18 protein-coding genes are annotated in these 24445 nt (G+C 61.7%); 14 read left to right on the forward strand and 4 right to left on the reverse strand.

What is annotated here, in order from left to right; genetic code table 11:
- The first annotated feature begins 118 nt into the window (after positions 1-118).
- Together QTJ18_RS01510 and QTJ18_RS01515 are read left to right on the forward strand one after the other, a co-directional pair.
- The gene (locus tag QTJ18_RS01510; protein WP_252752383.1) at positions 119-3763 is read left to right on the forward strand and encodes a hydantoinase B/oxoprolinase family protein; all 3645 of its coding nucleotides are present in this window, start codon (positions 119-121) and stop codon (positions 3761-3763) included.
- Positions 3764-4163: 400 nt separating this feature from the next.
- Positions 4164-5723 (forward strand): ABC transporter substrate-binding protein, encoded by a 1560-nt coding sequence (locus QTJ18_RS01515; protein ID WP_252752382.1) that lies wholly within the window; start codon positions 4164-4166, stop codon positions 5721-5723.
- Between the two features lie 75 nt (positions 5724-5798).
- Here QTJ18_RS01515 and QTJ18_RS01520 read toward each other — a convergent pair whose 3' ends face one another.
- Complete coding sequence (locus QTJ18_RS01520) at positions 5799-6665, reverse strand: LysR substrate-binding domain-containing protein (RefSeq protein ID WP_252752381.1); 867 nt, start codon at positions 6663-6665, stop codon at positions 5799-5801.
- 130 nt (positions 6666-6795) lie between these two features.
- On the opposite strand from QTJ18_RS01520, the gene QTJ18_RS01525 reads away from it, so the two are divergent.
- The 10 genes from QTJ18_RS01525 (at position 6796) to QTJ18_RS01570 (ending at position 18940) form a co-directional block, all read left to right on the forward strand.
- A complete protein-coding gene (locus tag QTJ18_RS01525; RefSeq protein WP_252752380.1) occupies positions 6796-7905 on the forward strand; it encodes an NAD(P)/FAD-dependent oxidoreductase in 1110 nt (369 codons plus the stop codon).
- On the forward strand, positions 7886-8185 hold the full coding sequence (locus QTJ18_RS01530) for a (2Fe-2S)-binding protein (protein WP_252752379.1): 300 nt from the start codon (positions 7886-7888) through the stop codon (positions 8183-8185). The genes QTJ18_RS01525 and QTJ18_RS01530 overlap by 20 nt, the downstream gene beginning before the upstream one ends.
- The gene (locus QTJ18_RS01535) at positions 8182-9558 is read left to right on the forward strand and encodes an NAD(P)/FAD-dependent oxidoreductase (RefSeq protein WP_252752378.1); all 1377 of its coding nucleotides are present in this window, start codon (positions 8182-8184) and stop codon (positions 9556-9558) included. The genes QTJ18_RS01530 and QTJ18_RS01535 overlap by 4 nt, the downstream gene beginning before the upstream one ends.
- Entirely contained in the window at positions 9555-10676 is a 1122-nt protein-coding gene (locus QTJ18_RS01540) for an NAD(P)/FAD-dependent oxidoreductase (protein ID WP_252752377.1), read from the forward strand. Before QTJ18_RS01535 ends, QTJ18_RS01540 begins: the two co-directional genes overlap by 4 nt.
- Positions 10673-11614 (forward strand): ABC transporter permease, encoded by a 942-nt coding sequence (locus tag QTJ18_RS01545; protein WP_252752376.1) that lies wholly within the window; start codon positions 10673-10675, stop codon positions 11612-11614. Before QTJ18_RS01540 ends, QTJ18_RS01545 begins: the two co-directional genes overlap by 4 nt.
- Positions 11611-12489: an ABC transporter permease gene (locus QTJ18_RS01550; protein WP_252752375.1), complete on the forward strand. Its 879-nt coding sequence runs from the start codon at positions 11611-11613 to the stop codon at positions 12487-12489. The genes QTJ18_RS01545 and QTJ18_RS01550 overlap by 4 nt, the downstream gene beginning before the upstream one ends.
- Positions 12490-12509: 20 nt before the next feature.
- Positions 12510-14357, forward strand: a complete 1848-nt coding sequence (locus tag QTJ18_RS01555; protein WP_252752438.1) for an ABC transporter ATP-binding protein — start codon at positions 12510-12512, stop codon at positions 14355-14357.
- Between the two features lie 25 nt (positions 14358-14382).
- Positions 14383-15558 carry an NAD/NADP octopine/nopaline dehydrogenase family protein gene (locus tag QTJ18_RS01560; RefSeq protein ID WP_252752374.1) on the forward strand — a complete coding sequence of 392 codons (1176 nt, stop codon included), beginning with the start codon at positions 14383-14385 and terminating at the stop codon, positions 15556-15558.
- Positions 15555-16919 (forward strand): MmgE/PrpD family protein, encoded by a 1365-nt coding sequence (locus QTJ18_RS01565; RefSeq protein WP_252752373.1) that lies wholly within the window; start codon positions 15555-15557, stop codon positions 16917-16919. Before QTJ18_RS01560 ends, QTJ18_RS01565 begins: the two co-directional genes overlap by 4 nt.
- A 176-nt stretch (positions 16920-17095) precedes the next feature.
- Entirely contained in the window at positions 17096-18940 is a 1845-nt protein-coding gene (locus QTJ18_RS01570; protein ID WP_252752372.1) for a heavy metal translocating P-type ATPase, read from the forward strand.
- A gap of 207 nt (positions 18941-19147) precedes the next feature.
- On the opposite strand, the gene QTJ18_RS01575 is transcribed toward QTJ18_RS01570, so the two are convergent.
- The gene (locus QTJ18_RS01575) at positions 19148-19888 is read right to left on the reverse strand and encodes an SDR family NAD(P)-dependent oxidoreductase (protein WP_252752371.1); all 741 of its coding nucleotides are present in this window, start codon (positions 19886-19888) and stop codon (positions 19148-19150) included.
- Between the two features lie 269 nt (positions 19889-20157).
- Between QTJ18_RS01575 and QTJ18_RS01580 the strand changes: the two genes are divergently transcribed.
- Both QTJ18_RS01580 and QTJ18_RS01585 read left to right on the forward strand, forming a co-directional pair.
- Complete coding sequence (locus tag QTJ18_RS01580; protein WP_252752437.1) at positions 20158-21114, forward strand: quinone oxidoreductase family protein; 957 nt, start codon at positions 20158-20160, stop codon at positions 21112-21114.
- Between the two features lie 22 nt (positions 21115-21136).
- Complete coding sequence (locus tag QTJ18_RS01585) at positions 21137-22075, forward strand: alpha/beta hydrolase (RefSeq protein WP_252752370.1); 939 nt, start codon at positions 21137-21139, stop codon at positions 22073-22075.
- Between the two features lie 273 nt (positions 22076-22348).
- Here QTJ18_RS01585 and QTJ18_RS01590 read toward each other — a convergent pair whose 3' ends face one another.
- Together QTJ18_RS01590 and QTJ18_RS01595 are read right to left on the reverse strand one after the other, a co-directional pair.
- On the reverse strand, positions 22349-23854 hold the full coding sequence (locus QTJ18_RS01590; protein WP_252752369.1) for a tripartite tricarboxylate transporter permease: 1506 nt from the start codon (positions 23852-23854) through the stop codon (positions 22349-22351).
- 9 nt (positions 23855-23863) lie between these two features.
- Entirely contained in the window at positions 23864-24325 is a 462-nt protein-coding gene (locus QTJ18_RS01595) for a tripartite tricarboxylate transporter TctB family protein (RefSeq protein ID WP_252752368.1), read from the reverse strand.
- Between the last annotated feature and the right edge of the window lie 120 nt (positions 24326-24445).

The raw sequence follows: 24445 nt of genomic DNA on the forward strand, positions 1-24445 counted from the left end.
GCTTTGCCCGTTATGAAAGCATGATGCAGCAATAGGCAATTTGCTGTCAATCAATCATTGACGTTTTATCGACGAACTGTTTTCGTTATGTCAAACAAGCTTTGAGAGGGGCATGGACATGGCTGGCGATGCAGCTGCGGCGACGGGCGCGAAGTGGGATTTCTGGATCGATCGCGGCGGCACTTTCACCGACATCGTCGGCCGCAAGCCGGATGGAACGCTGGTCGCGCACAAGGTTCTGTCGGAGAATCCGGAAGCCTATCGAGATGCCGCAGTGCAGGGCATTCGCGAGCTTCTCGGTGTGGCCGCCGGTCAGCCCATTCCCTCCGATCTCATCGGCGCTGTGAAAATGGGGACGACGGTCGCCACAAATGCGCTTCTGGAGCGCAAGGGCGAAAAGACGCTGCTCGTCACCACCCGCGGTTTCCGGGATGCGCTGGCGATCGGCTACCAGGCGCGCGCGGACATCTTTGCCAAGAAGATCATCAAGCCGGAACTGCTCTACAGCGCCGTGGTCGAAATCGACGAACGCGTCCGCGCCGACGGTGAGGTCGAGGCGAAGCCCGACGAGGCGACGGTCCGCGCCGACCTTCAGGCCCAGTTTGATGCCGGATACCGCGCCATCGCCGTCGTTTTCATGCATGCATACCGCTATCCGGCTCACGAACATCTTGTCGCTGCGATTGCCCGCGAGATCGGTTTCACCCAGATCTCCGTCAGCCACGAGGTATCACCGCTGATCAAGCTGGTCGGCCGCGGCGACACGACCGTCGTCGACGCCTATCTCTCGCCGATCCTTCGCCGCTATGTCGAACAGGTGGCGGAAGAGCTCGGAGCGGATGTGAACGGCGCCGCCGATGACGGTCCGCAGCTGATGTTCATGCAGTCGTCCGGCGGCCTGACGGCGGCCCGGCTGTTCCAGGGCAAGGATGCCATCCTGTCCGGCCCGGCCGGCGGTGTGGTCGGCGCGGTGGAAACATCGCGGCTTGCCGGTTTCGACCGCATGGTCGGCTTCGACATGGGCGGCACATCCACCGACGTGTCCCATTATGACGGCGAGCTGGAACGGTCCTTCGAGACGGAAGTGGCTGGCGTCAGAATGCGCGCGCCGATGATGTCGATCCACACCGTCGCGGCCGGCGGCGGCTCCATCCTGCATTTCGAGAACGGCCGTTTCCGCGTCGGTCCGGATTCCGCCGGCGCCAATCCCGGCCCCAAGGCCTATCGCCGCGGCGGCCCGCTGACGGTGACAGATGCGAACGTCATGCTCGGCAAGCTGTCGCCCGACCTCTTCCCGAAAATCTTCGGCCCCAACCGCGACCAGCCTCTCGATGCGGATGCGGTGCGCGCCGCCTTCGAGGAGATGGCGAAGGTCGTCGGCGACGGACGCACGCCGGAACAGGTGGCCGACGGTTTTCTCGCCATCGCGGTCGAGAATATGGCCAATGCGGTGAAGAAGATCAGCGTCCAGCGCGGCTATGACGTTACGAATTACGCGCTGACCTGCTTCGGCGGCGCCGGCGGCCAGCATGCCTGCCTCACCGCAGATGCTCTCGGCATCTCGACCGTGCTGATCCATCCGTTCTCCGGCATTCTCTCCGCCTACGGCATGGGGCTCGCCGATATTCGCGCCACCCGCCAGCGCACAGTGTCGGAAGGCCTGGCTGCAGCACTCTCCTCCCTCGGCCCGGTGCGCGACGAATTGACCACCAGCGTGCTATCGGAAATGAAGAGCCAAGGCGTGGCGGAGGCGGATACCGATGTGGCCCATCGTGCCCATTTGCGCTATCAGGGCACGGACACGACTTTGTCCGTACCCGTGACCGATGTGGCCGGGATGACGGCCGCTTTCGAGACGGCGCATCGCAAACAGTTCGGCTTCATCTTCGAAAATCGCGAGATCATCTTCGAATCCTATGAGGTGGAGGCGGTCGGCGGCGGCGCCGATTCCTCCGAGCTTGAGTTTGCGCTCGATGCAGCCCCACCGAAGTCCACGGAAAGCTCGAAGTTCTTCTCCGGCGGCGCATGGCAGGACGCTCCGATCTACCGCCGCGCCGACATTGTGCCGGGCGCCCGCGCCAATGGACCCTGCCTCATCGTCGAACCGCATCAGACGATCATCGTCGAAAAGGGCTGGGCCTTCGAGATCACGAAGCTGAACCACGTCGTGCTGAAGCGCGTCGCCGCGCTTTCCCGCGCCATGGCGGTCGGCACGCAGGCCGATCCGGTCCTGCTCGAAGTGTTCAACAACCTGTTCATGTCGATCGCTGAACAGATGGGTGTGACACTGCAGAACACGGCGTCTTCGGTCAACATCAAGGAGCGGCTCGACTTCTCCTGCGCCGTGTTCGACAAGAACGGCGCGTTGGTCGCCAATGCCCCGCATATGCCGGTACATCTCGGCTCGATGGACCGATCCGTCGAAAGCGTGATTGCCCAGAACAAGGGCAGGATCCGCCCCGGCGACGTGTTTGCGTTGAACGCCCCCTATAACGGTGGCACACACCTGCCGGACATTACCGTCGTGACGCCTGTCTTCGATGAAGCCGGTGAGACGATCCTCTTCTACGTCGCCTCGCGCGGTCACCATGCCGATGTCGGCGGCACCGCGCCGGGGTCGATGACGCCGCTTGCGACCACCGTCGACGAGGAGGGCGTGCTGTTCGACAACGTGCTGCTGGTCGATCGCGGTCGGTTCGATGAGGCTGGCATCACCAGCCTGCTTTCGGATCATCCCTACCCTGCACGCAACGTCGCCCAGAACGTCGCCGACCTTCGCGCCCAGATCGCCGCCAATGAAAAGGGCGTGCACGAAATGCGCAAGATGATCGGCCAGTTCGGGCTCGATGTCGTGCAGGCCTATATGGGCCATGTGCAGGACAATGCGGAGGAAAGCGTTCGCCGTGTGCTGGAGAAGCTCAACGACGCGGAATTTGCCTATACGACCGATCAGGGCAGCACAATCCGGGTGAAAATCACTGTCGACAAGGCCAAGCGCGAGGCGACCGTCGATTTCACCGGCACCAGCGAGCAGAGACAGAACAACTTCAATGCACCCGAACCGGTTACCCGGGCGGCCGTCCTCTATGTCTTCCGCGTCATGGTCGAAAGCTCGATCCCGATGAATGCCGGCTGCCTCAAGCCGATCCGCATCATCGTGCCGGAAGGTTCAATGCTGAAGCCGCGTTATCCGGCGGCGGTTGTTGCCGGCAATGTCGAGACCTCGCAACATGTGACCAATGCGCTGTTCGGGGCACTCGGTGCGATTGCCGCCAGCCAGGGAACGATGAACAACCTCACCTTCGGCAACGCGGTCTACCAATATTACGAGACGCTATGCTCCGGTTCTCCGGCCGGCCGGTTCAACGACGGCACCGGCTTCGCGGGAACGGATGCGGTGCATGTCCACATGACCAATTCGCGCCTCACCGACCCGGAGATCTTGGAGACGCGCTATCCGGTGCTGCTGGAAGATTTTCACATCCGGGAAAATTCAGGCGGCAAGGGCGCGTTTCCGGCCGGCAGCGGCACGAAGCGGACGATCCGCTTCCTCGAAGACATGGATTGCGCCATCCTCTCCTCGCACCGAACGATAAGGCCGCACGGGCTTGACGGCGGCGAGGAAGGGCAACTGGGCCTCACCACCGTGCGACGTCTCGACGGTTCGGTGGAGGAACTCAAGGGATGCGACCAGACGATCATCCGTGCAAGCGAGGCCGTGACAGTGGTGACGCCGACGGCCGGAGGCTATGGTAAGGCGTGACATCACGCTTTTAAGACATCAAGAACCGCAAGCGTCACTTCTAACGGCGATAGCCGGGATGGACATCCCGGCTTTCGTCATTGAGCCCCGCCGAATGCTGCAAAACGTATTGCACAGACTTGTCGAGGTTGCGGTTCGGCGCAGGCGAGCGAATCTTAGGGTCCGGTCCCGTCTCTTCGAGACTTGAAGTGTCGCTCACTCCGCCAATGGGATGGCGCTGTTCCGGCAGCTTTGAGCGCTGCCGTTCGGCCGTGAGGACTTTCACCCGTGTGGCAACGCGGCACCAAACCGATGGCGCACGCAAAAGACCATATAACCTCTGCGAATACCGGTCCAAAGTAAGCGACTTTGACAGCTATAGGAAAACGTGGCCGGATCGCATCATAACAAGGAGGTGAACATGAAACGGCAGAACATGAAAATCGATGCGGCTGCAATCGCTCTAACGCTGGGCATATTCGCGGTCACACCGCAGCTTGCGGCCGCGGAAACGCTTCGGGTCGGGATCAATGCGCCGGATATTTCGACACTCGATCCGACGCGGGCAACTGCAACCGCGGATGTAACGCTCGTCTCCTGGATGTTTAACGGGCTCGTGCGTTTCCCGCCTGGCAGTGCGGACCCTGCGAAGATCGAACCGGATCTAGCCGAGAGCTGGACCTCCTCGCCCGATGGGCTTGTATGGACTTTCAAGCTGCGGCCGGATGTTCAATTTCATGGCGATTACGGCACTCTCACCGCGGAAGACGTGGTGTTCTCCCTGATGCGCGCCAAAGATCCGAAAACGTCATCGTTCTCCAGTGATTTCGCCGGCGTCAAATCAATCAATGCTGTCGATCCGATGACGGTCCAGATCACGCTGAGCGAGCCGGTACCGGGTTTTCTCGGGCTCATCGCCAATTATCATGGCGGCAATATCATCAGCAAAAAGGCGTTCGAAAAGCTCGGCGCGGATTTCAAGAGCCGGCCGATCGGCACCGGGCCGTTCATGTTCGACAGCGCGATCACACAGCAGGCCGTCAATCTGAAGGCGTTTCCCGGATATTTCAGGGGCGCGCCGAAGCTCGACGGTATCAGGTTCGACCTCATTCCGACCGATTCCAGCCGCGAGCTGGCGTTCCGTTCCGGCGAGCTCGATCTCATTTACGGCAAGCGCGAACAGCGCTGGGTGGACCAGGCAAAGGCGTGGGATGATGCGGTCGTCGATATTTTCGCACCCGGCGAATACCGAACAGTATTCCTCAACAAGTCTCGTCCGCCTCTGGACAATGTGAAGGTCCGTCAGGCCGTCGCACAAGCCATCAATGTCGACCAGATCGTGCAATTTGTCGGCGCTGGCGTGGGGCCGAAGGGCTGTTCCGTTGTTCCGTCCGGCTATCTGGGTGAGGATTGCACCTGGACATACAAATATGATCCCGCCGCGTCGAAGACGCTGCTTGCGGAAGCCGGGTTTCCCGATGGCGTCCAGCTGTCGGCCGTCGTTTCCTCGAACTCGTCCCAGCTGCCGATCATGGAAGTCATCCAGGCCCAACTGGCGGAGGCGGGCATCGATCTGCAGATGAAGGTGGTCGATCATCCAACGTACCAGGAACAGATCCGCAAGGACCTGGGCGATGTCGTGTTTTACGGCGCTGCGCGCTATCCGGTCGCGGATAGTTATCTTAGTCAGTTCTACCATTCTGATGCTGCGATCGGAAAGCCGACAGCTGTCACGAACTTCGGCCATTGCGATGCGGCCGATGCGGAAATCACCGCGGCGCGGCGGGCAACCTCGGATGACGAGCGGATGAAGCAGTGGTCGGCGGCCCAGAAGAAGATCTTCGAGCAGGTCTGTGGGGTCCCGCTTTTCAGCCTGATGCAGGTCTGGGTCCACAGCAAGGCGCTCGACTACGGCTATGAATTGACAGGCTCGCTCAATCTCGCACCGCCGATCACCGAAAAGACAATGCTGAAACGCTGAACAATCCAACGTCCCTGTCTGGCCTCGGCCTTTGCGTCCGCATTCGTACGGATGGCACAGTCCGGGGCCTTCTCGTCAGGGCGCGATCGTTGTGCCGAGTGCCGCGGCATGTGCGGCGGCTACGAAATCCGCAACGAGGCTGCTGTTGCGGGCGCGAACAGGCCGGACGATCTCGTATTCGAAGGCGATTTCAGGAACGAAGCGACGAATGACCACCCGATCGGTGACGATCTCCATAGAGAGGGGATCGCCGATTGTCACACCGAGCCCGGCGGCGACAAATTCGGCGACATTCGGTGCTGTCGTCGCTTCGATAACGATTTTGGGCCTCAGTCCGTAAGCGTCAAAGATGGCGTCCACTTTCCTGCGCATCATGCTTGTCGGGCCGAAGGCGATGAAGGGTTCATCCGCAAAATCGGGCGGGGTCAATTCCTTTTTCTCGCAAAGGCGATGTCCTTTCGGAAGTATCGCCACCGCCGGCGGGCTCTTGAGAGCTTCACCCACGACGGAGGGATGTTCCAACCCGCTGATGACCATCACCACGTCGAGCCGGCGAAGGAGGACAGCCTCGGTCAGAAATTGGGAACTCCTTGCTTCAACTGACACGAAGACATCGGGGTGGCGGGCTCGAAACAATTTGAGAACCCTAGTTATGAAAGGCCCGGACAGCGCCGGCATCGTCCCGATCACCAGCTGTCCGTGTTCTTCGCGGCGGATGGCTTCCACTGCGCGCGCAAGCTGGTGAACCCCACCGAAGATGCGTTCGACCTCCTCGTAGAGCCGCATTCCGCGGCCTGTCGGCACAAGCCGGCCGCTGTCGCGTTCGAAAAGTTGCAGCCCGGTATCGGCCTCCAGATCCTGGATGAGTTTGCTCGCGGCTGGCTGGGAGATTCGAAGGATGTCCGCTGCCCTGCTTACCGTACCGGCCTCCACCACGGCCATCAAAGCCTCCAGTTGCCTCAAGCTGGGATTTCTCACTGGTATAACCCCTCTGAATACAACGGTAAAATAAGCGACTTTGACTATCTACCTCTCGTCTCTGATTGTGACAAGAACGAACAGGAGAAACGACTTGGACGCAGAGGTCATCATTATCGGCGCGGGCGTGGTCGGCGCGGCACTGGCCTATGGAATGGCGCTGAAAGGAACGCGCGTCATCGTACTGGACGGAGCGGATCGCGACCCGCGGGCTGCCCGTGCGAATTTCGGCTTGGTCTGGGTGCAAGGCAAGGGATCCGACGCGCCCGCCTATAGCGCCTTGACCCGCCAGAGCTCGGATCTCTGGCCCGCATTCAGGGATGAACTTTCGAAGGTCGCAGCCGATCGCGTGGATTATGAACGGCCCGGAGGGCTGGTCTACTGTCTGAGCGAAACCGAGTATGCAAACCGGGCCGCCATCAACGAGCGCACACATAATCAAGGTGCGCAGGCCGACACTGAAATGGTCGAGCGCGGCGCGCTTGAGCGCATGCTGCCCGCGGTGGGCCTGGGTCCCGATGTCGTTGGTGCCAGCTATTGCAAGCTCGATGGCCATGTGAACCCCCTGCAACTTCTGGCGGCCTTGCACCGCGCAATCATGCTTCTCGGGGGAAAGATCGAGTATCGCAGTCCGGTCCAAGCGATTTCACCAGTCTCCGGTGGGTTCCGCGTGATCGTACCGCATGGCGAGTTGCGGGCGCCGCGTGTCGTTGTTGCCGCGGGGCTTGCAACGCCGGCGCTGACCGAGCCGCTTGGTCTGGCCATGCCGATGAAATCGGAGCGGGGGCAAATCCTCGTCACGGAGCGAATTGCACCCATCCTGCCTTTTCCCGGCAGCGGCTTGAGACAGAGTGCCGACGGCACCGTGATGATCGGCGCCACGAACGAGAAGATCGCCAATACGAGCGTCACGGCGGCCTCGGCGTCCAGACTAGCGCAAAGGGCGACGCGGATCATCCCGGCGCTCGGTTCGGCCAGGCTGGTCAGACAGTGGGCGGGTCTGCGTGTCCTTCCGCTCGACAAGACACCGATCTATGCGGAATCGACGGACTATCCGGGTCTCTTCGCGGCAGCCTGCCATTCGGGCGTGACGCTTGCTGCGGTTCATGCCGCGGTCATCGGGCCGGCCATGGCCGGCGGCCATCTGCCCGAGGATCTGGCAGCTTTTTCCAATGGAAGATTCAATGTTCAAAAGTGTGCATGAAAGGCCCGGAAAGGCTTCGGACATGACCGTCCTCGTCAATGGCGTCGAAATCGGCGCCTGGGATGGCGAGACGGTGGCGAGCGTATTGTTGCGTTCTCCGGGAGCCGGACGAGGATCGACAGTCAGCCAAACACCTCGACTGCCCTATTGTCAGATGGGCGTCTGTTTCGAATGTCTGGTGACCGTCAATGGCAACGCTTCGATGCAAGGCTGTCTCGTTCCGGTGGCACCGGGCATGAGGATCGAAAGCCAGCACGGGCCGCGGGAGATCTCCAAATGAAATACGATGTGGTGGTGATTGGCGCCGGGCCGGCTGGTATGTCGGCTGCAATCCGGCTCCGGAAACACGGTTTCTCCGTTGCGGTGATCGACGAGCAACCCGCGCCGGGCGGCCAGATCTGGCGCGGCGTCGAGCGCAATTCCGGGCGGGTCTCCGAGGCTCTTGGTGCCGATTATCGCAAGGGAGCCGCGCTGGTGCAGGCCTTTCGCGACTGCGGCGCAGAATATTTGCCCGAAACCCAGGTCTGGCAGATCGAAGAAGGCTGGAACCTGTTCCTGACATCGGGAGGAGAGGCCCGCCGCATCGGCGCGCGCGTCGTCCTGCTCGCGAACGGTGCACAGGAAAGGCCGGTCCCTTTCCCGGGCTGGACGCTACCGGGCGTGATGACGGTTGGAGCGGCGCAAATCCTGCTCAAGGCCGGAGGGATGCTGCCGCAGGGCGATGTGTGGATTGCAGGCGCCGGTCCGCTGCCGCTGCTTTATGCGACCCAGCTTCTGGGTCTCGAAGGGCGTATCGCGGGTTTCCTCGATACGTCGCGCAGGCCGGGTCTTGCGGCTCTGACCAAGCTTGCCGGTGCGTGGCGCGACATCCCCGGCTTGTTGAAGGGGGCCCGCTGGCTTCGCGATCTGCGCAAGAGCGGCAATATGGTGCGCGGCTTCCATGACCTCCGCGCTGTGGGCGATGAGCGGCTGCAATATCTGGAATGGCAATCGGCGGGCGGGCGACGCAAGGTGAAGGCCGACGTTCTCCTCGTACATGAGGGCGTGGTGCCGCGTATCCACGAGACTTTGGCACTCGGATGCGCTCATGATTGGAATGACCTGCAGAACCATTTCACGCCGCGGCTGACGCGATGGGGGGAGACCAGCAAGCAGGGTCTCTTCGTCGCAGGCGATGCCGGCGGCATTGGTGGTTGGCTGGCGGCGACGCTGTCCGGCGAAATCGCGGGACTGGGGATCGCCAATCAGCTCGATGCCTCCTTCGATGCGGAAGGTGAACGGCGTAAAGCCGGGCTGGACAAGCGCCTTGCGAGTGCGCGTGCGTTGCGTCCGTTTCTCGATGCGCTTTACCCGCCGCCGACGGCCAGCATTGCAGACGAGGTGATCGTCTGTCGCTGCGAAGAGGTAACCGCTGCGCAGATCCGTTCGGTCGCGAAAGTGAGCGCGCCGGATCCGAATGCGGTGAAGGCTGCGACCCGTTGCGGAATGGGACCCTGCCAGGGCCGGCAATGCGGATATTCAGTTCAGGCGCTGATCGCGGAAGCGCACGGAATCCCGGCTCGCGACGTCGGCTTCTTCAACATTCGCCCGCCGCTCAAGCCTGTGACGCTGGGTGAGATCGCGGCGCTCGGTGATCTGGAAGACGCGTCATGAATGCGGATCTTCTCGTCATCGGTGGAGGGCTGCATGGTCTGTCGGCGGCCGTTCAGTCGGCGCGGCGCGGCGTGTCGGTTATTCTCGTGGAGAGGCATTTTCTCGGCCGGCATGCGTCCGGCGCGACTGCCGCAGGTGTCCGCACGCTCGGGCGGGATCCGGCTGAACTGCCGCTCAGCCTGGAGGCTGCCGCGACCTGGCACGAGATGAGCGAGCTTGTAGGCGACGACTGCGGTTTCACCGCCTGCGGGCAGTTGCAGGTCGCGGAGGACGAAGTCGCGCTGGCTAAAATCCGAGCCCGCGTTCGTGGTCTGGAGGCAAAGGGCTTTACCCACGAGCAACTCATTTGCCGGGATGAGATGCGGGAACTCGTGCCCGATCTTTCATCGCACTGTCTTGGTGGCGCCTGGGTCGCCGGCGATGGATCCGCTGACCCGCACCGTACGATCATCGCCTTCCGCGATGCCGCCTTGCGTGCGGGCGTCAAGATTATCGAACAATGCCTGCTCATCGGACTGCAACGTCGCTCCGGCCGATGGATCGCTGAGACATCGGGTGGCCTCATCGAGGCCGGAACCATTGTCAATGCTGGCGGGGCCTGGGCGGACCGGGTCGCAGAGCTGGCCGGTGAGCCTGTCCGGCAGGCCATTCGCACCTCGATGATGGTGGTGACGGAGCGCACGCAGGCGCGCGTCAAGCCGGTCGTCAGTTCGCTCGGAAGGAAACTCTCCTTCAAGCAGACCGCTCAAGGCACAATGGTGATCGGCGGTGGATCGCAGGGTCGGCTTGCCAGTGACCGGCAGTCGGCGAGCGTCGATTTCGTGGCGCTTTCGGCATCGGTCGGTGCGGCCGTCCGTCTTTTTCCCGCACTGAAGGGCTTGCGGATCGTCCGGACCTGGGCTGGCATGGAGGCCATGACGGAGGACCACCTGCCGGTTATCGGGTTCTCGCGCAAGGCCGGCGGCCTCATTCACACCTTCGGATTTTCCGGCCATGGCTTCCAGCTTGTACCCTCGGTCGGCAGGGTGGTTGCCGATCTCGTCTGCGAAGGCCGGACCAATCTCGACCTCGGCGCCTTTGACGTCGAACGCCTTGCCAAGGAAAGGGCAGTTGCATGATCGGCTATGTGATACGGAGACTTCTCCTGGCCATTCCAACATTGCTTGCAATGCTGACCATGGTCTTCATTCTGGTCCGGCTCGTTCCGGGCGATGCCGCCGTCGCCATGCTGGGCGATCGGGCAAGCGCGCAGACACTGCAAACCCTTCGGGCGCAGCTCGGTCTCGATCAGCCCATTCCGGTTCAGTATGTGCGCTTTGTGACCGACATGCTCAGCGGCGATTTCGGTCGCTCGATGACGAGTGGGCGCACGGTTCTGGAAGAGGTGGCGCTGGTTCTTCCCTATACGCTGGAACTGGCACTGGCTGCGATGTTGATCGGCACACTCCTCGGCATTCCGCTCGGCGTCGTGGCGGCTGTCAGGCGAAATCGCTGGCCGGACTATGTCAGCCGGATTCTGTCTCTCGTCGGCCTGTCCTTCCCTGGCTTCGTCTCCGGCATATTGATGCTCCTCGCCTTCGCGGTGTGGCTGCAATGGCTTCCCGTCATGAGCAGGGCCTCCACCGATCCGCTCAGTCATCTACGCAGCCTTGCTCTGCCGGCCCTCAATCTCGGGCTGATCATGACGGCCTACATTGCGCGGGTGACCCGTTCGTCGATGCTGGATGTAATGGGTGAGGACTATATCCGGACCGCGCGGGCCAAGGGGGTCAAGCCGAGCAAGCTCATCGTGCGGCATGCTCTCAGCAATGCCCTGATCCCCATCGTCACGGTCGTCGGACTGTATTTCGGTACGCTGATCGGTAACTCCGTGCTGACCGAGATCGTCTTCACGCGGCCCGGTCTCGGCAAGCTGATCCTCGGTGCCCTCCAGTCGCGCGACTACACCCTTCTCCAGGGTCTGATGGTGGTCTTCGCGACGTTCGTGATCCTCGTGAATACCGCGACCGACCTGATCTACGCTCTCGTCGATCCCAGAGTGAGTTACGCGCAATGACCGATTTTGCCATTTCCCCAAGCTTGCCGGCCAGGCAGTCAAGCCCCGTCTTGAGGGCTCTGCGCCGCAATCGTTTCGCCTGGATCGGTATCGGCTTGCTTGCCTTGATCGTTCTGGTCGCGATCTTTGCCCCGGTCATCGCGCCCTATGACCCGCTCAAGCAAAACATTCTTCATCGCCTGAGCCCGCCTTCAGCGGAATTCTGGTTCGGCACCGACAGCTACGGCCGCGACGTCCTCTCGCGCCTGCTTTATGGCGCAAGGATTTCGCTTTCCATCGGCTTTCTGTCCGTGCTGATCGCCATGGTCGTCGGATCGGCGCTCGGGATCCTGGCGGGTTATATCGGCGGAGTTTTCGACCAGATCGTCATGGGCATCGTCGACGTGATGCTTTCCTTCCCGACGCTTCTCCTCGGCCTGATGGTCGCCGCGATGCTGGGTGCAAGCTTCGAAAACCTCATCATCGCCATCGCGATTACCGAGACGGCACCGTTCGCCCGTGTTGCGAGGGCTCCGACGATCGCCATGAAGCGCCGTGACTTTGTCGAGGCCGGCAGGTCACTGGGTTATACGCCCTTGCACATCATGCGGGTGCATATCCTCCCCAACATCCTGTCGGATATTGTTGTCGTGGCGTCGCTCTGGATGGCATCGGCGATCCGTACCGAAGCATCGCTGGCTTTTATCGGCCTTGGCGTCCTTCCGCCGACCGCGACCTGGGGCGGGATGATCCGTGAGGGCTTCGACAATATCTTAAGCGCATGGTGGCTGGTTGTCTTCCCGTCGCTCGCCATTCTTCTGACGGTGCTTGCACTGAACATTCTTGGTGATGCGCTTCGCGATGCGATCGATCCCAAAACAAGGAGCCAGGGATGAACCTGATCAGCGAAAGCCAGATGCATCGTTCCGGCCAGGAAACAGGGTTCACCGCACCGGCCGACGAACCGGTCCTGTCTGTCCGCAACCTGAACACGTCCTTCAGGAGCGGCGACGGATGGAAGAATGTGGTCCGCAACATCTCATTCGATCTTGCCGCACGGGAGACGGTGGCGATCGTCGGCGAGTCCGGATCCGGCAAGAGCGTGACCTCGCTCTCGATCATGCGACTGCTGGCGGCGGAATCGAGCCGGATCAACGGACAGGTCATCCTCAATGGTTGCGATCTGCTTTTGCTGCCGGAAGAGGAAATGCGCCGCGTTCGCGGCAATGACATTTCGATGATCTTCCAGGAGCCGATGACCTCGCTCAACCCGATCTTTTCGGTGGGAAAGCAGATTGCCGAGGCGCTCACCGTCCACACTGACATTAGCGAGGCCGCGGCAAAGGCGGAGGCTATCCGGCTGCTCGAGAAGGTTCGCATTCCAAACGCGGGAAGCCGTTTCGACGACTATCCACATCAGTTCTCCGGGGGCATGCGTCAGCGCGTCATGATTGCCATGGCACTCGCATCGAGGCCCAAGGTGCTGATCGCCGACGAGCCGACCACGGCGCTCGACGTGACGATCCAGGGCCAGATCCTCGATCTGATTAAGACGCTTCAGGATGAGGAGGGCATGGCAGTGCTCTTCATCACCCACGATATGGGCGTGGTGGCCGAGGTCGCCGATCGCACCATCGTGATGTATCGCGGCGATGCGGTCGAGGCCGGCAAGACCGAAGACATCTTCCATCGTGGTCAACATCCCTATACGCGCGCCCTGCTGTCGGCGGTACCGAAGCTGGGTTCGATGGGTGGACGCGACCTGCCGCTGCGCTTTCCCGCCGTTGATATGACGACCGGCCAGCAGGTTCCCTTGGCAGAGGTATCGGACACTGTTGCACGCACCAAGAGACCGATCCTTCAGGTCAAGGACCTGACCACGCGGTTCTACATCCGGTCTGGCACGTTCGGTCGAAAATCGGGAGCTGTCCACGCGGTCGAGAATGTCTCGTTCGATCTCTTCGAAGGCGAGACGCTGTCGATCGTGGGGGAATCAGGCTGCGGCAAATCGACGACCGGGCGTTCGGTCACGCGGCTCATCACGCCAACCGGCGGCAGGGTCACGATCGACGGCCAGGACGTCATGAAGCTCAATCCATCGGCGCTTCGGGCAATGCGCCGATCCATCCAGATGATCTTCCAGGACCCTTATGCGTCGCTCAATCCACGCATGAGCATCGGTGCCGCAATCATGGAGCCCTTTCTCCAGCACCGTCTCGGAAAGAAGAGCGAGGCCCGCGACAAAGCTGCGATGCTTCTGGAAAAAGTGGGCCTGTCAGCCGATATGATGACACGCTTCCCGCACGAATTTTCAGGCGGGCAGCGCCAGCGCATTGCGATTGCGCGCGCCCTGATGCTCGACCCGAAGGTGATCGTTGCAGACGAGGCGGTGTCGGCACTGGATGTCTCGATCAAGGCCCAGGTCTGCAATCTGCTTCTGGATCTCCAGCAGAGCCTGAACCTCGCATTTCTGTTCATCAGCCATGATATGGCGGTCGTGGAACGTGTCAGCCACCGCGTCGCAGTCATGTATCTCGGCGAGATTGTCGAGATCGGCCCGCGTGCGGCGGTCTTCGACAACCCCCAGCACGATTACACCAGGAAATTGATGGCGGCCGTGCCGGTGCCCGACCCGGCTCGGCGCAGGATCAAACGCAACATGGTCGTCGATGAACTGAAGAGCCCTGTCCGGCCCGTGGGATATCAGCCGGCGGTACGGCAGTATCGCGAAGTCTCGCCTGGTCATCTTTATCGGGTCGATTGAAGTCTTGGGCACACGATGAACACGCTTGATCGGGCTGGTGATCGAAAGCCCGCTTCGGCCGTACTGCCAGCAGATGAAAAGGAAGTTCACGATGCGTGTAGGTATTGCCGGAGCCGGCGCCATTGCCATGGGATATGCTGCATTTCTCTTTGCGAATGGGCATGCGGCATGGCTCTGGTCTCCTTCGGGAGATGGCACGCGGGAGCTTCGCGAAGGCAAGGAGCTGCAGGTGTCCGGAGCCATCGAAGGATCGTTCCGCCCTCACGTGGCTGAGGGCGCCGCGGATCTGGCGAAGTGCGATGTCATCGTCCTGGCCTTGCCCGCCTACGGCTATCGGGCCGTTCTGGACGAACTCGCAGACCATCTGGAAAGCCGCCATACCGTCGTCATCAGTGCGCATCTTTCATTCGCCGCGCTCTATCTTGCGAAGAGGCTGAGCAAGCGCGGACTTCGGATCCCGATCGCTGTCTGGAACACAACGCTGCTGACCGCCAAGGCGCAATCAAGACTGAATGTGAGAGTAGGCGCAATCCGCTCGAAGGTCGATATGGCCGTCATACCCGTTCGCAGCGCCGATGATGCCTGCAAGGTGTGTACCGAGGTTTTCGGCGACAGGTTCCTGCTCAAGGACGACCTGCTGACGATCGCACTCAGCAATCTCAATCCCCAGAACCACATGGGTATCGCACTCTGCAATCTGACCCGGATCGAGCGGGGAGAAACCTGGGGTCAGAATTCCAATATGACACCTGCCGTTGCGAGGCTGTTGGAGCGTTTGGACCAGGAGCGGATCGCCATCGCGTCGGCATTCGGCAAGACGGTGCGCACCATATTCGATCATTCGGCCCTGTCGCACGGTGTTTCGGGAGACTCGGTGACGGAGATCTACGCTAATCTGGCAGCCAGTGGCAAAGACCCGCAAGGACCGAAAAATATCAACACACGCTATGTCCTCGAAGACGTGCCCTTCGGTCTCGTACCGATGCTGCATCTCGCGCGACTCTCCGGAGCAAGCGCGCGGCTGCACGAAAGCGGGGTTGAGCTGCTCGAAGCATGCTACGGGCGCGATTTTGCCGCGGTGAACGATATTCTCGGGGAGCTCGGCCCGTTGGACATCGACCGGCTCCGGTGGCTGGTCGTGGAAGGTTATCCTGTGGGTTCCTTGTCTGAGGGCGTTCGAAAAGACGCTGCATCCCAATGAGCGGGACATTTGACGAGGTGAGTGACGGTTTCCGTCAAGACAGTATCCTGGCGCGTATCGTATCCTACGTCGATACGGCCCGGCAGGAGCCGGTGGGGGAACGTCCCCGCCAGGCCGCTTTGAGATGCGTTCTCGATCTCCTCGGCGCCGCCGCCTCGGGGATCAACCAACCCGGCGTGCTGGCGGCTCGAAAGACGGCTTTGACAACGATGGCGGCCGGTGATGTGCCGATCTGGTTTTCCGGTACGACCAGTTCGGTCGTCGGCGCGGCCTGGGCAAACAGTGCGGCGGCTGCAGCGCTGGACCTGGACGACGGGCACCGGCTGGCGCGCGGTCATCCGGGAGCGGCTGTCATCCCCGCGGCGCTTGCCGTCGCGGTTGAGACCGGAGCCTCGCTGGACGATATCGTGCACGCGATCATCATAGGCTACGAGGTCGGTGTTACAGTTGGTGCCGCTCGCACCACTTACGGCAATACCGGGACCTGGTCATCCTATGCCGTTGTCGCCACGGCAGCCGTTCTGCGCCGTACCGCACCCGAGATACTGGCGCATGCCCTGGCGATTGCCGGCGAAAGCTCACCCAACCAGTTGTTCGCCAGCGCGCCGGCGCCCCGAAATCCGGCTCCCGAAGGCAGCGATGTGAAGGAAGGCATAGCGTGGTCGGTGGTCACGGGACTGGTCGCCTTGAGCCTCGCCGAAGCGGGACATACGGGACCGCGAAATATCCTCGACAGCACGCGCCATTACCGGTTCTGCCAGGATCTCCGGATGGGCGTCAATCCGCATGTCTGCAACACCTATTTCAAACTCTATGCCTGTTGCCGTCACATCCATGCCCCGCTTGACGCCATGCGTCAGCTTCTAAGCCGGCATCCGATCAATCCGCAGGCCATCGACAAGATCGAGGTCGAGAGCACCAGCGGTGCAATGCGCATCTCGAACCGGGTTAACCCGACAAATCTTGTCGATGTGCAATACAGTATCCCGTACTGCATCGCGCTTGCGACCCTTCACGGATCTCAGGCGCTCCTGCCGCCGACACCGGCAGTCCTGGGGCAAAGCGCAGTCATCGATCTGGCGCGAAAGGTTACGCTGTCAGTGAACACGGATTTCGATGCGCGGTTTCCTGCCGAAACATTGGCTCGAGTCACGGTGACGGTAAACGGACGGAATTTCGTTTCGGATGTCATCGCTCCGAAAGGGGAGGCAAGTGATCCTCTGTCGTCGGCAGAACTGGAGGCCAAGTTTCGCATCGCGACGCGTTTCTCCCTGACCGCGGATCATCAGGATGGGATCCTGGCGGCGATGAACGAAGCCGATGGGGGCGACATGTCATACTTGATGCGAAGTATCCGATAGCGCGACTTGCCGAGGAGAGCAGCCGTGGTAACTCGCAGTGCCAGTATGGCCCGGGTCGCGGCGACGACATTCTGATCAGAATCAAGTCGACCGGCGGCAAAAGGCGGTAGGGTGCAAAGGGAGGTGCAAAGGGAGGCCCGAAGGAGGCCACGCCGCTCCAGGAGCTTGCGGAGGCCATGACACTTCATATCGGAGAAATCCTCCAACGCCAGCAGTCCCGAATATTCATCGGGTTTGCTGCAACGGGTTTGTTGGCCGGTGGCTCGCTTTCCTGGTCTGCCCGGCCAGTGGAGGCCGCCTGGATCTGGTCCGTAGCAACTGCACCTGTCCTGCTCGGTCTGTTTGTTCAGATCGTCATCTCTCTGCGAAAGGGCGATATCGGGCTTGATATCGTTGCCGCCCTTTCGATGTCCGCAGCTTTGGCGTTTGGAGAACCGCTGGCGGCAAATGTCGTGGCAATGATGTATGCGGGCGGGCAGCTTCTCGAGGATTTTGCGCAGGGTCGCGCAAAGAGGGAAATGACGGCGCTGATGGGCCGCGTCGCGCAAACCGCGATGCGGTTTGATGGTGACGCCCTGCAACAGGTGCCAATCGCCGATATCCAACCGGGGGACCGGCTTCTCATTCGCCAGGGAGATGTGCTGCCAGTCGATGGTCGCGTGGTCAGCGATGTCGCCGTGCTCGACCTGTCAGCGCTCACGGGCGAATCTCTTCCGCAAACCATCCTAAAAGGCGGCGAGGCGTTGAGTGGTTCAGTCTCTGCCGGCGCTGCCTTCGAGCTTGTGGCGATCCGCCCGGCTGCCGAGAGCACGTATGCGGGCATCGTGCGCCTGGTCGAGGCGGCCCAATCCGGCAAGGCGCCGATGGTGCGCATGGCTGATCGGTATGCGATCGGCTTTCTGGCGCTGACGGTTGCGATCGCCGCGATCACGTGGTTTCTCACGCAGGACACGATCCGCGTCCTTTCCGTGCTTGTTGTCGCTACCCCCTGTCCGCTGATCCTCGCCGTTCCGGTCGCGCTGATCTCCGGAATGTCGCGCACCGCCCGCATGGGAGTTCTGGTCAAGGGCGGCGGTGTTCTCGAGGCGCTGTCACGGGTGCAAACCGTGATCCTGGACAAAACCGGGACAGTCACGCACGGGCAGGCAGTGATCACCGAGATCCGGACGCGCGCCGGATTTGCAGAAACGGATATCCTCAAATTCGCTGCCAGTCTCGATCAGGCGTCGGGACATGTCGTTGCCGCGGCCCTGATCAAGGCTGCGCAGGCCGGTGGGCTGTTCCTGTCCGTCCCGGATGCGGTGGTGGAGACACCCGGAACGGGAATCGAGGGACTTGTGGAAGGTCATCAGATTGTTGTTGGCGGGAACGGTTTCGTCGCGGCTAGGAGCGGCACTATGCGAGCGGATGATCTGCTGCAGGAAGTTGATCCGGCTGCGATGACTGTGGCAGTTGGCATTGATGGCACGATGGCAGGCATCATCGTGCTACAGGATCAGGTCCGTTTCGACGCGAAGCCGATGTTGGACGAATTGCGGCGGGCAGGGGTCCGGCGGCTGGTGCTGGCCTCCGGGGACCGCAGCGACATCGCCGCGAAAGTGGGCAAGCAACTTGGATTCGATCTCGTGCTGGGCGATCTCTCGCCGGATGCAAAGGTTGCCGCTGTGCGCAACGAGATCGCCAATGGCCCGGTCATGATGGTGGGGGATGGCGTCAACGATGCCCCGGCGCTGGCTGCTGCCGATGTCGGCGTTGCAATGGGCGCGCACGGAACGGCTTCGTCCTCTGAAGCGGCCGGTGTGGTCCTGCTGGTGGATGAACTTGCGCCACTGGTGAAGGCTATGGCCGTTGCGCGCCGCAGCCGTGCGATTGCCCTCCAAAGTGTCGTGGCGGGTCTCGGACTTTCGCTGTGTGCCATGGCTTTTGCCAGCCTCGGCTATCTGCCGCCGGTTCAGGGGGCGTTGACGCAGGAAGTGATCGACGTCGCGGTTATTCTCAACGCGTTGAGAGCGCTTCGATGAGAGATGATGCGGATCGGATCTTCGGATTTCGATGCGATATGAGCAAAAACGAGCGCCATCTTGGCGCGGTGTTGCACACCGGCCTCGGCGATGGTCCAGGCCGAGGCGGCAGGTTTCCTGGCCGCTTCTCTCTCGCTGTCTCTTGTCCGGCCTCGTTGAAAAGCATGGCCCTTCTTCGTCAAAGGCCATGCTTGAGCAGATTGTGGCTTACGCGATCGCGCCGCCGTCCGCGGTGAGGGTCGCGCCCGTGATCACGCTCGCCGCGGGGCTTGCCAGGAATACCACGGCATTCGCGATCTCCTTCGGCTCGCCATAGCGCCCGAGCGACGTCAGGTTTCGCTGGAAGTCTGCAGCCGCGCCGTCTGCTGGGTTGGAATCCGTGTCCGTTGCTCCAGGCTGGACGAGGTTCACGGTGATGCCTGTCGGTCCCAGTTCGCGGGAAAGCCCGCGTGTGAAGGACGTCAGTGCCGCTTTCGACATGGCGTACGGCGTTATGCCCGGAAAGGGCACGCGCTCGCCAAGTGCGGAACCGATCGTGATGATACGTCCCCCGTCTCGCAAATGCGGGATGACCGCCTTTGCATACAACACGGGCGCGCGCACATTGACGTCCATGAGGGCCTGATATGCGTCGAGGTCCAGATCGACGATGGTCCCGGAATGGCCGATGGCTGCGCTGTTGACGAGGATGTCGAGCCCGCCCAGGGCAGCCACGGCGTCTTCGACAGCGCGAGCGATGGCCTGCGGGTCGGCGCTGTCAGCCTGAATGGCAACGGATCGCCGGCCGCGCGCTTCGATCGATCGGGCAACCGCCGCAGCCTTCTCGCTCGCGCGTTGATAGGTGAACGCCACATCGGCGCCATTTTCCGCAAGCGCTTCGGCAATGGCTGCGCCGATCCCGCGCGAGCCGCCGGTGACCAAAGCGCGCTTTCCACTTAAGTTAATCATATGCGTTGGTTCCTTCTGTCGTCGTCAGTCGTGAGGTCGAGCGATCTGCGGATGTGCCCGACAGGACGTCCGTGCCTATCTCGTGGCACGATCACGCGGCTTGAAGTGGCAAAGAGTGCGACAGCCTGTTTCGGGAAGAGGAACAGCGGTTGCTGCCTCGGCCGCCCGTTGCACGTTGAGCAACATGGCGTCGACATATGGGCTCCCTTTTTCAGAGCCGCGAACCTCCTACATGTTTGTCGTGATCATCGTTGGAGAATGGATTGAAGATGAAAGCCGCCGTCTACGACAATCCGGGACCACCATCCGTGCTGGTTTACGCCGACGTGCCTGATCCGGCCTGCGGGCCGGACGAAGTCCTGATAAAGGTGGAAGCGATCTCGATTGAAGGCGGGGATCTGATCAATCGCAGATCGACTTCGCAGCCCAACCGGTGGGTGGTCGGCTACGCGGCGGCCGGTACGGTGCTGAGCGTCGGGCAGGACGTAACGACGCGTGCCGTCGGCGACAAGGTCGCTGCCTTCAGCATGCAGGGATCGCATGCTGAACTCTGGTCCGTCGCTGCTTCACGAACCTGGTTGGTGCCTTCGGGCCTGGATATCGCCCGGGCTGCCGTATTGCCCATCTCGTTCGGCTCGGCTTACCACAGCGTGATCACCCGGGGTAATGTGCAGAAGGGCGAAACCGTTCTCATTCACGCTGCTGCTGGAGGCGTGGGGCTCGCGGCAGTGCAACTGGCCGGACAGGCGGGAGCGACGGTGATTGCCGTGGCGAGCGGCAGCGAAAGACAGGCTCGACTGAGTGAACTTGGTGCCGCCTTCGTCGTCGACCGTCTTAAGCGCGATGTCGGAGAAGAAGTGCGCCGATTGACCGACGGGAAAGGCGTCGATCTGGTCATCGATCCAGTCGGCTCCACATTGCAAGCTTCCCTTTCGGCGCTCGCACCGGAAGGACGCCTCGTCTTCCTTGGCAATGCGGGCGGTGGAAAGCTTGATGTTGATCTATGGCGGCCGATGCAGAACAATCAGACGCTTCACGGGGTTTTCATGGGATCCATCCTTGAACGGCCTTCAGTGCACGGAACCGTCGATGATCTCCTTGCCGCCGCCGCAGCCGGAAGGATCGACGTCGTGATTGACCGATCCTTCGCTCTTGAAGACGCTGCCCAGGCGCATCATTACGCCGAGTCCGCCAAACCCCTCGGGCGGGTCGTGATGAGGCCATGAACAAAGGAAAAAGGAGTGCCGTATGATCACGCGGGTTACGTTCAGGAACAGACATATCGAGGTCGTCGGCAATATCCACCTGCCGCCGGAATTCGACGAGGCGACTGCATATCCTGCGATCGTCCTTGCGACGCCCGGCAGTAGCGTGAAGGAACAGATTGGCGCGATTTACGCCGAGAGGCTCGCCACATACGGCTTCATTGCGCTGACGTTCGACCCGTCATACCAGGGCGAGAGCAGCGGTGAGCCGCGCGATCTCGAAGATCCAGCCGTTCGTGTTGAAGACATTCATTGCGCGGTCGATCATTTGACGACGCTACCTTACGTCGACGATGCGCGGATCGGACTTCTGGGGATCTGCGCAGGTGGCGGCTATGCAATCAAGGCGGCCCTGACAGAACCGCGCTTCAAGGCGGTGGGAACGGTTGTCGCCAATGACATCGGCGAGGCGATGCGCCGCCTGCTTCCCGATTTTCGTCAGACGCTCCTGGACGTCGCTGTTGAGCGCACCGCACAGGCCCGCGGCGCCGCGCCGCGGAGAGATCCGTGGATCCCTGACAGTCTTGCGGACGCCGAGGCTGCAGGTATCACCGATCCCGAACTGCTAGAGGCCGTCACCTTCTATCGGGAGTCCGCGTATCGACATCCGAATTCGACGAACCGATTGCTGTTCGTCAGCTATGGCAGCCTGTTGGGGTTTGACGCATTCGGCCTGGTCCCCGATCTGCTGACCCAGCCGCTGCAGGTCATCGTTGGCGGACGCCGCGGGACGACAGGGCAGTACGAAGCGGGCAGGCGTCTGTTCGACCTCTCTCCTTCGAAGGCCAAGCACTTTCTCGAAGTCGAAGGCGCCGGCCACTACGACATGTACTATAAACCGGAATATGTCGGCCCTGCAGTCGCAAGGCTGGCCGGGTTCTTCTCGGAGCATCTTGCGCCGCAGGGTCCGGCGCGCCCCTAAGAGCTGCAATCGGATCATGCAATAAGTATATGCGTCAGCACACGGAGCTTCTTGGCAGGCCCTTGCCCGGGGGGCGGGTAAGGCAGACGGCGACGACACGGTGCAGACGGGCGTTTGGCCATCCTGCTTCATCGGGTGGAAAGTGGCTGCGGAGACGCTTCAGCCTGCCCGCGCATGCTGGTGAAGATCTCCGCATTGACAACGACCAGATCGTCTTCGGCATGACGCTGCGCCCTTTGTGGTGGCGCAGCGTTGTCGCAAGGGGCGCCTGGTTCAATCCTCTTCCTGGAAGACCGCCTCGCGTTTCGCCTTCACGTTCGGCAGGAACACGACGATCAGCACGGCAAGCGCGATCAGGAGCAGCGTGGCGCTGATGGGCCGGGTGAGGAATGTCGTAGGGTCGCCGCGGGAAAGGATCATGGCCCTGCGGAGGTTTTCCTCCAGCAGTGGTCCCAGCACGAAGCCCAAGAGCAGAGGTGCTGGTTCGCAGCGCAGCTTGACCAGCAGGTAGCCGACCAGGCCGAAGAAGGCGACCGCGTAAAGGTCATAGAGATTGCTGTTGACGCTGTAGACCCCGATCGAGCAGAAGGCCATGATCGTCGGGAACAGCACATAATAGGGCACCGTCAAGAGCTTCACCCACATGCCGATCAGCGGCAGGTTCAGCACCACCAGCATCAGATTGCCGATCCACATGGAGGCGATGATGCCCCAGAACAGCGCCGGCTGCTCGGTCGCGACATTCGGTCCGGGCACGATGCCTTGAATGATCATGGCCCCCACCATCAGCGCCATTACCGGATTGGCGGGGATGCCCAGCGTCAGCAGCGGAATGAACGATGTCTGGGCCCCGGCATTGTTGGCAGATTCAGGGCCGGCCACACCCGCGATCGCCCCTTGCCCGAATTCCTCCGGATGCGGGGAGAGCTTCTTCTCGACCGTATAGGAGGCAAAGGCCGCAAGAATGGCGCCGCCGCCGGGCAGGATGCCGAGCGCGGATCCGATCGCGGTTCCGCGCAGGACCGGCCCGACCATCTGGCGGAAGTCGTCACGCGTGGGCATGAGACCCGAGACCTTCTTGATCAGCACCGAACGGCTGAACTCGCCTTCGAGGTTGCGCAGGATTTCGGCAATGCCGAACACGCCGACCGCCAGCGCCACGAAGTTCAGACCGTCCGCATATTCGCGGATGCCGAGGGTAAAGCGCGGCGTTCCGGTATAGATATCGGTGCCGACGAGGCCGAGCAGCAGGCCGAGCGCCACCATTGCCAGCGCCTTGACGATCGACCCATGAGCCAGTGCGATGGAGGAGACCAGGCCAACCACCATCAGCGAGAAGTACTCCGCCGCGCCGAACTCCAGCGCAATCGCCGTCAGCGGCGGGGCGAAGATCGCCACGAGGAATGTCGAGACTGTGCCGGCGAAGAAGGAGCCGAGCGCGGCGATTGCAAGGGCGGCGCCCGCACGGCCCTTGCGGGCCATCTGGTAGCCGTCGATCGCGGTGACGGCGGACGAGGATTCGCCGGGCATGTTGATCAGGATAGCGGTGGTGGAACCACCATATTGAGCGCCGTAATAGATCCCGGCCAGCATGATGAGGGAGGACACCGGCTCAAGCTGGAAGGTGATCGGCAGCAGCATCGCGATCGTCGCCGTTGCGCCGATCCCGGGCAGAACGCCGATCAGCGTTCCGAGCAACACACCGATCAGGCAGAAGAACAGGTTCTCGATCGAGCCTGCGGTGTAAAACCCCAATGCGAGATTATTGAAGAGTTCCATGATCGATCCTCACAAACGGGTCCAGGGGCCAAAGCGCTCGAACGGCAGCCCCAGCGCGTAGCTGAAGACCAGAACCGAGAACACCGTGATGGCGATGGACAGCGCCACGGCGCCGAGCGGACGCATGCGCTGCGAGGCGAAAGAGGCGATGAAGGAGGCGATGAACAGCGCGGGAACGAAGCCCAGGCCGCGCACGGTGAGACCGAACAGCACCGGCGCGGGCAGGATGAACAGCATGCCCCTCCAGGCCAGCCGTCCGATCGGCTCGCCCTGCTCTCGAAACGCCTGGACGAGGATCACAAGGCCGAGCAGGATGAGGATGACGGAAAGCACGAGTGGAAAATAGCCCGGGCCCATGCGCAGCGCTGTTCCCAGATCGAGCGAAAGCGACTGGACGGTAAAGAAGAGCCCCAATCCGATGAACGCGCCGCCGCACAGCGCGTTGGTTTTGTCTATGCTGAAGGATGCCATTTTTGTCCCTTGGAAAAAGCTCGGCCCGCAGATTGCCACGCCCGATCAAGGGCAGGGCAGCGGCCGATGGCCGGCGCAAAAAACCTCCCCGGCGAAGGGCCGGGGAAGTTCTGCATGGGC

Origin of the sequence: Rhizobium sp. SSA_523 (genome assembly GCF_030435705.1) — a bacterium.
GTDB lineage: Bacteria > Pseudomonadota > Alphaproteobacteria > Rhizobiales > Rhizobiaceae > Neorhizobium.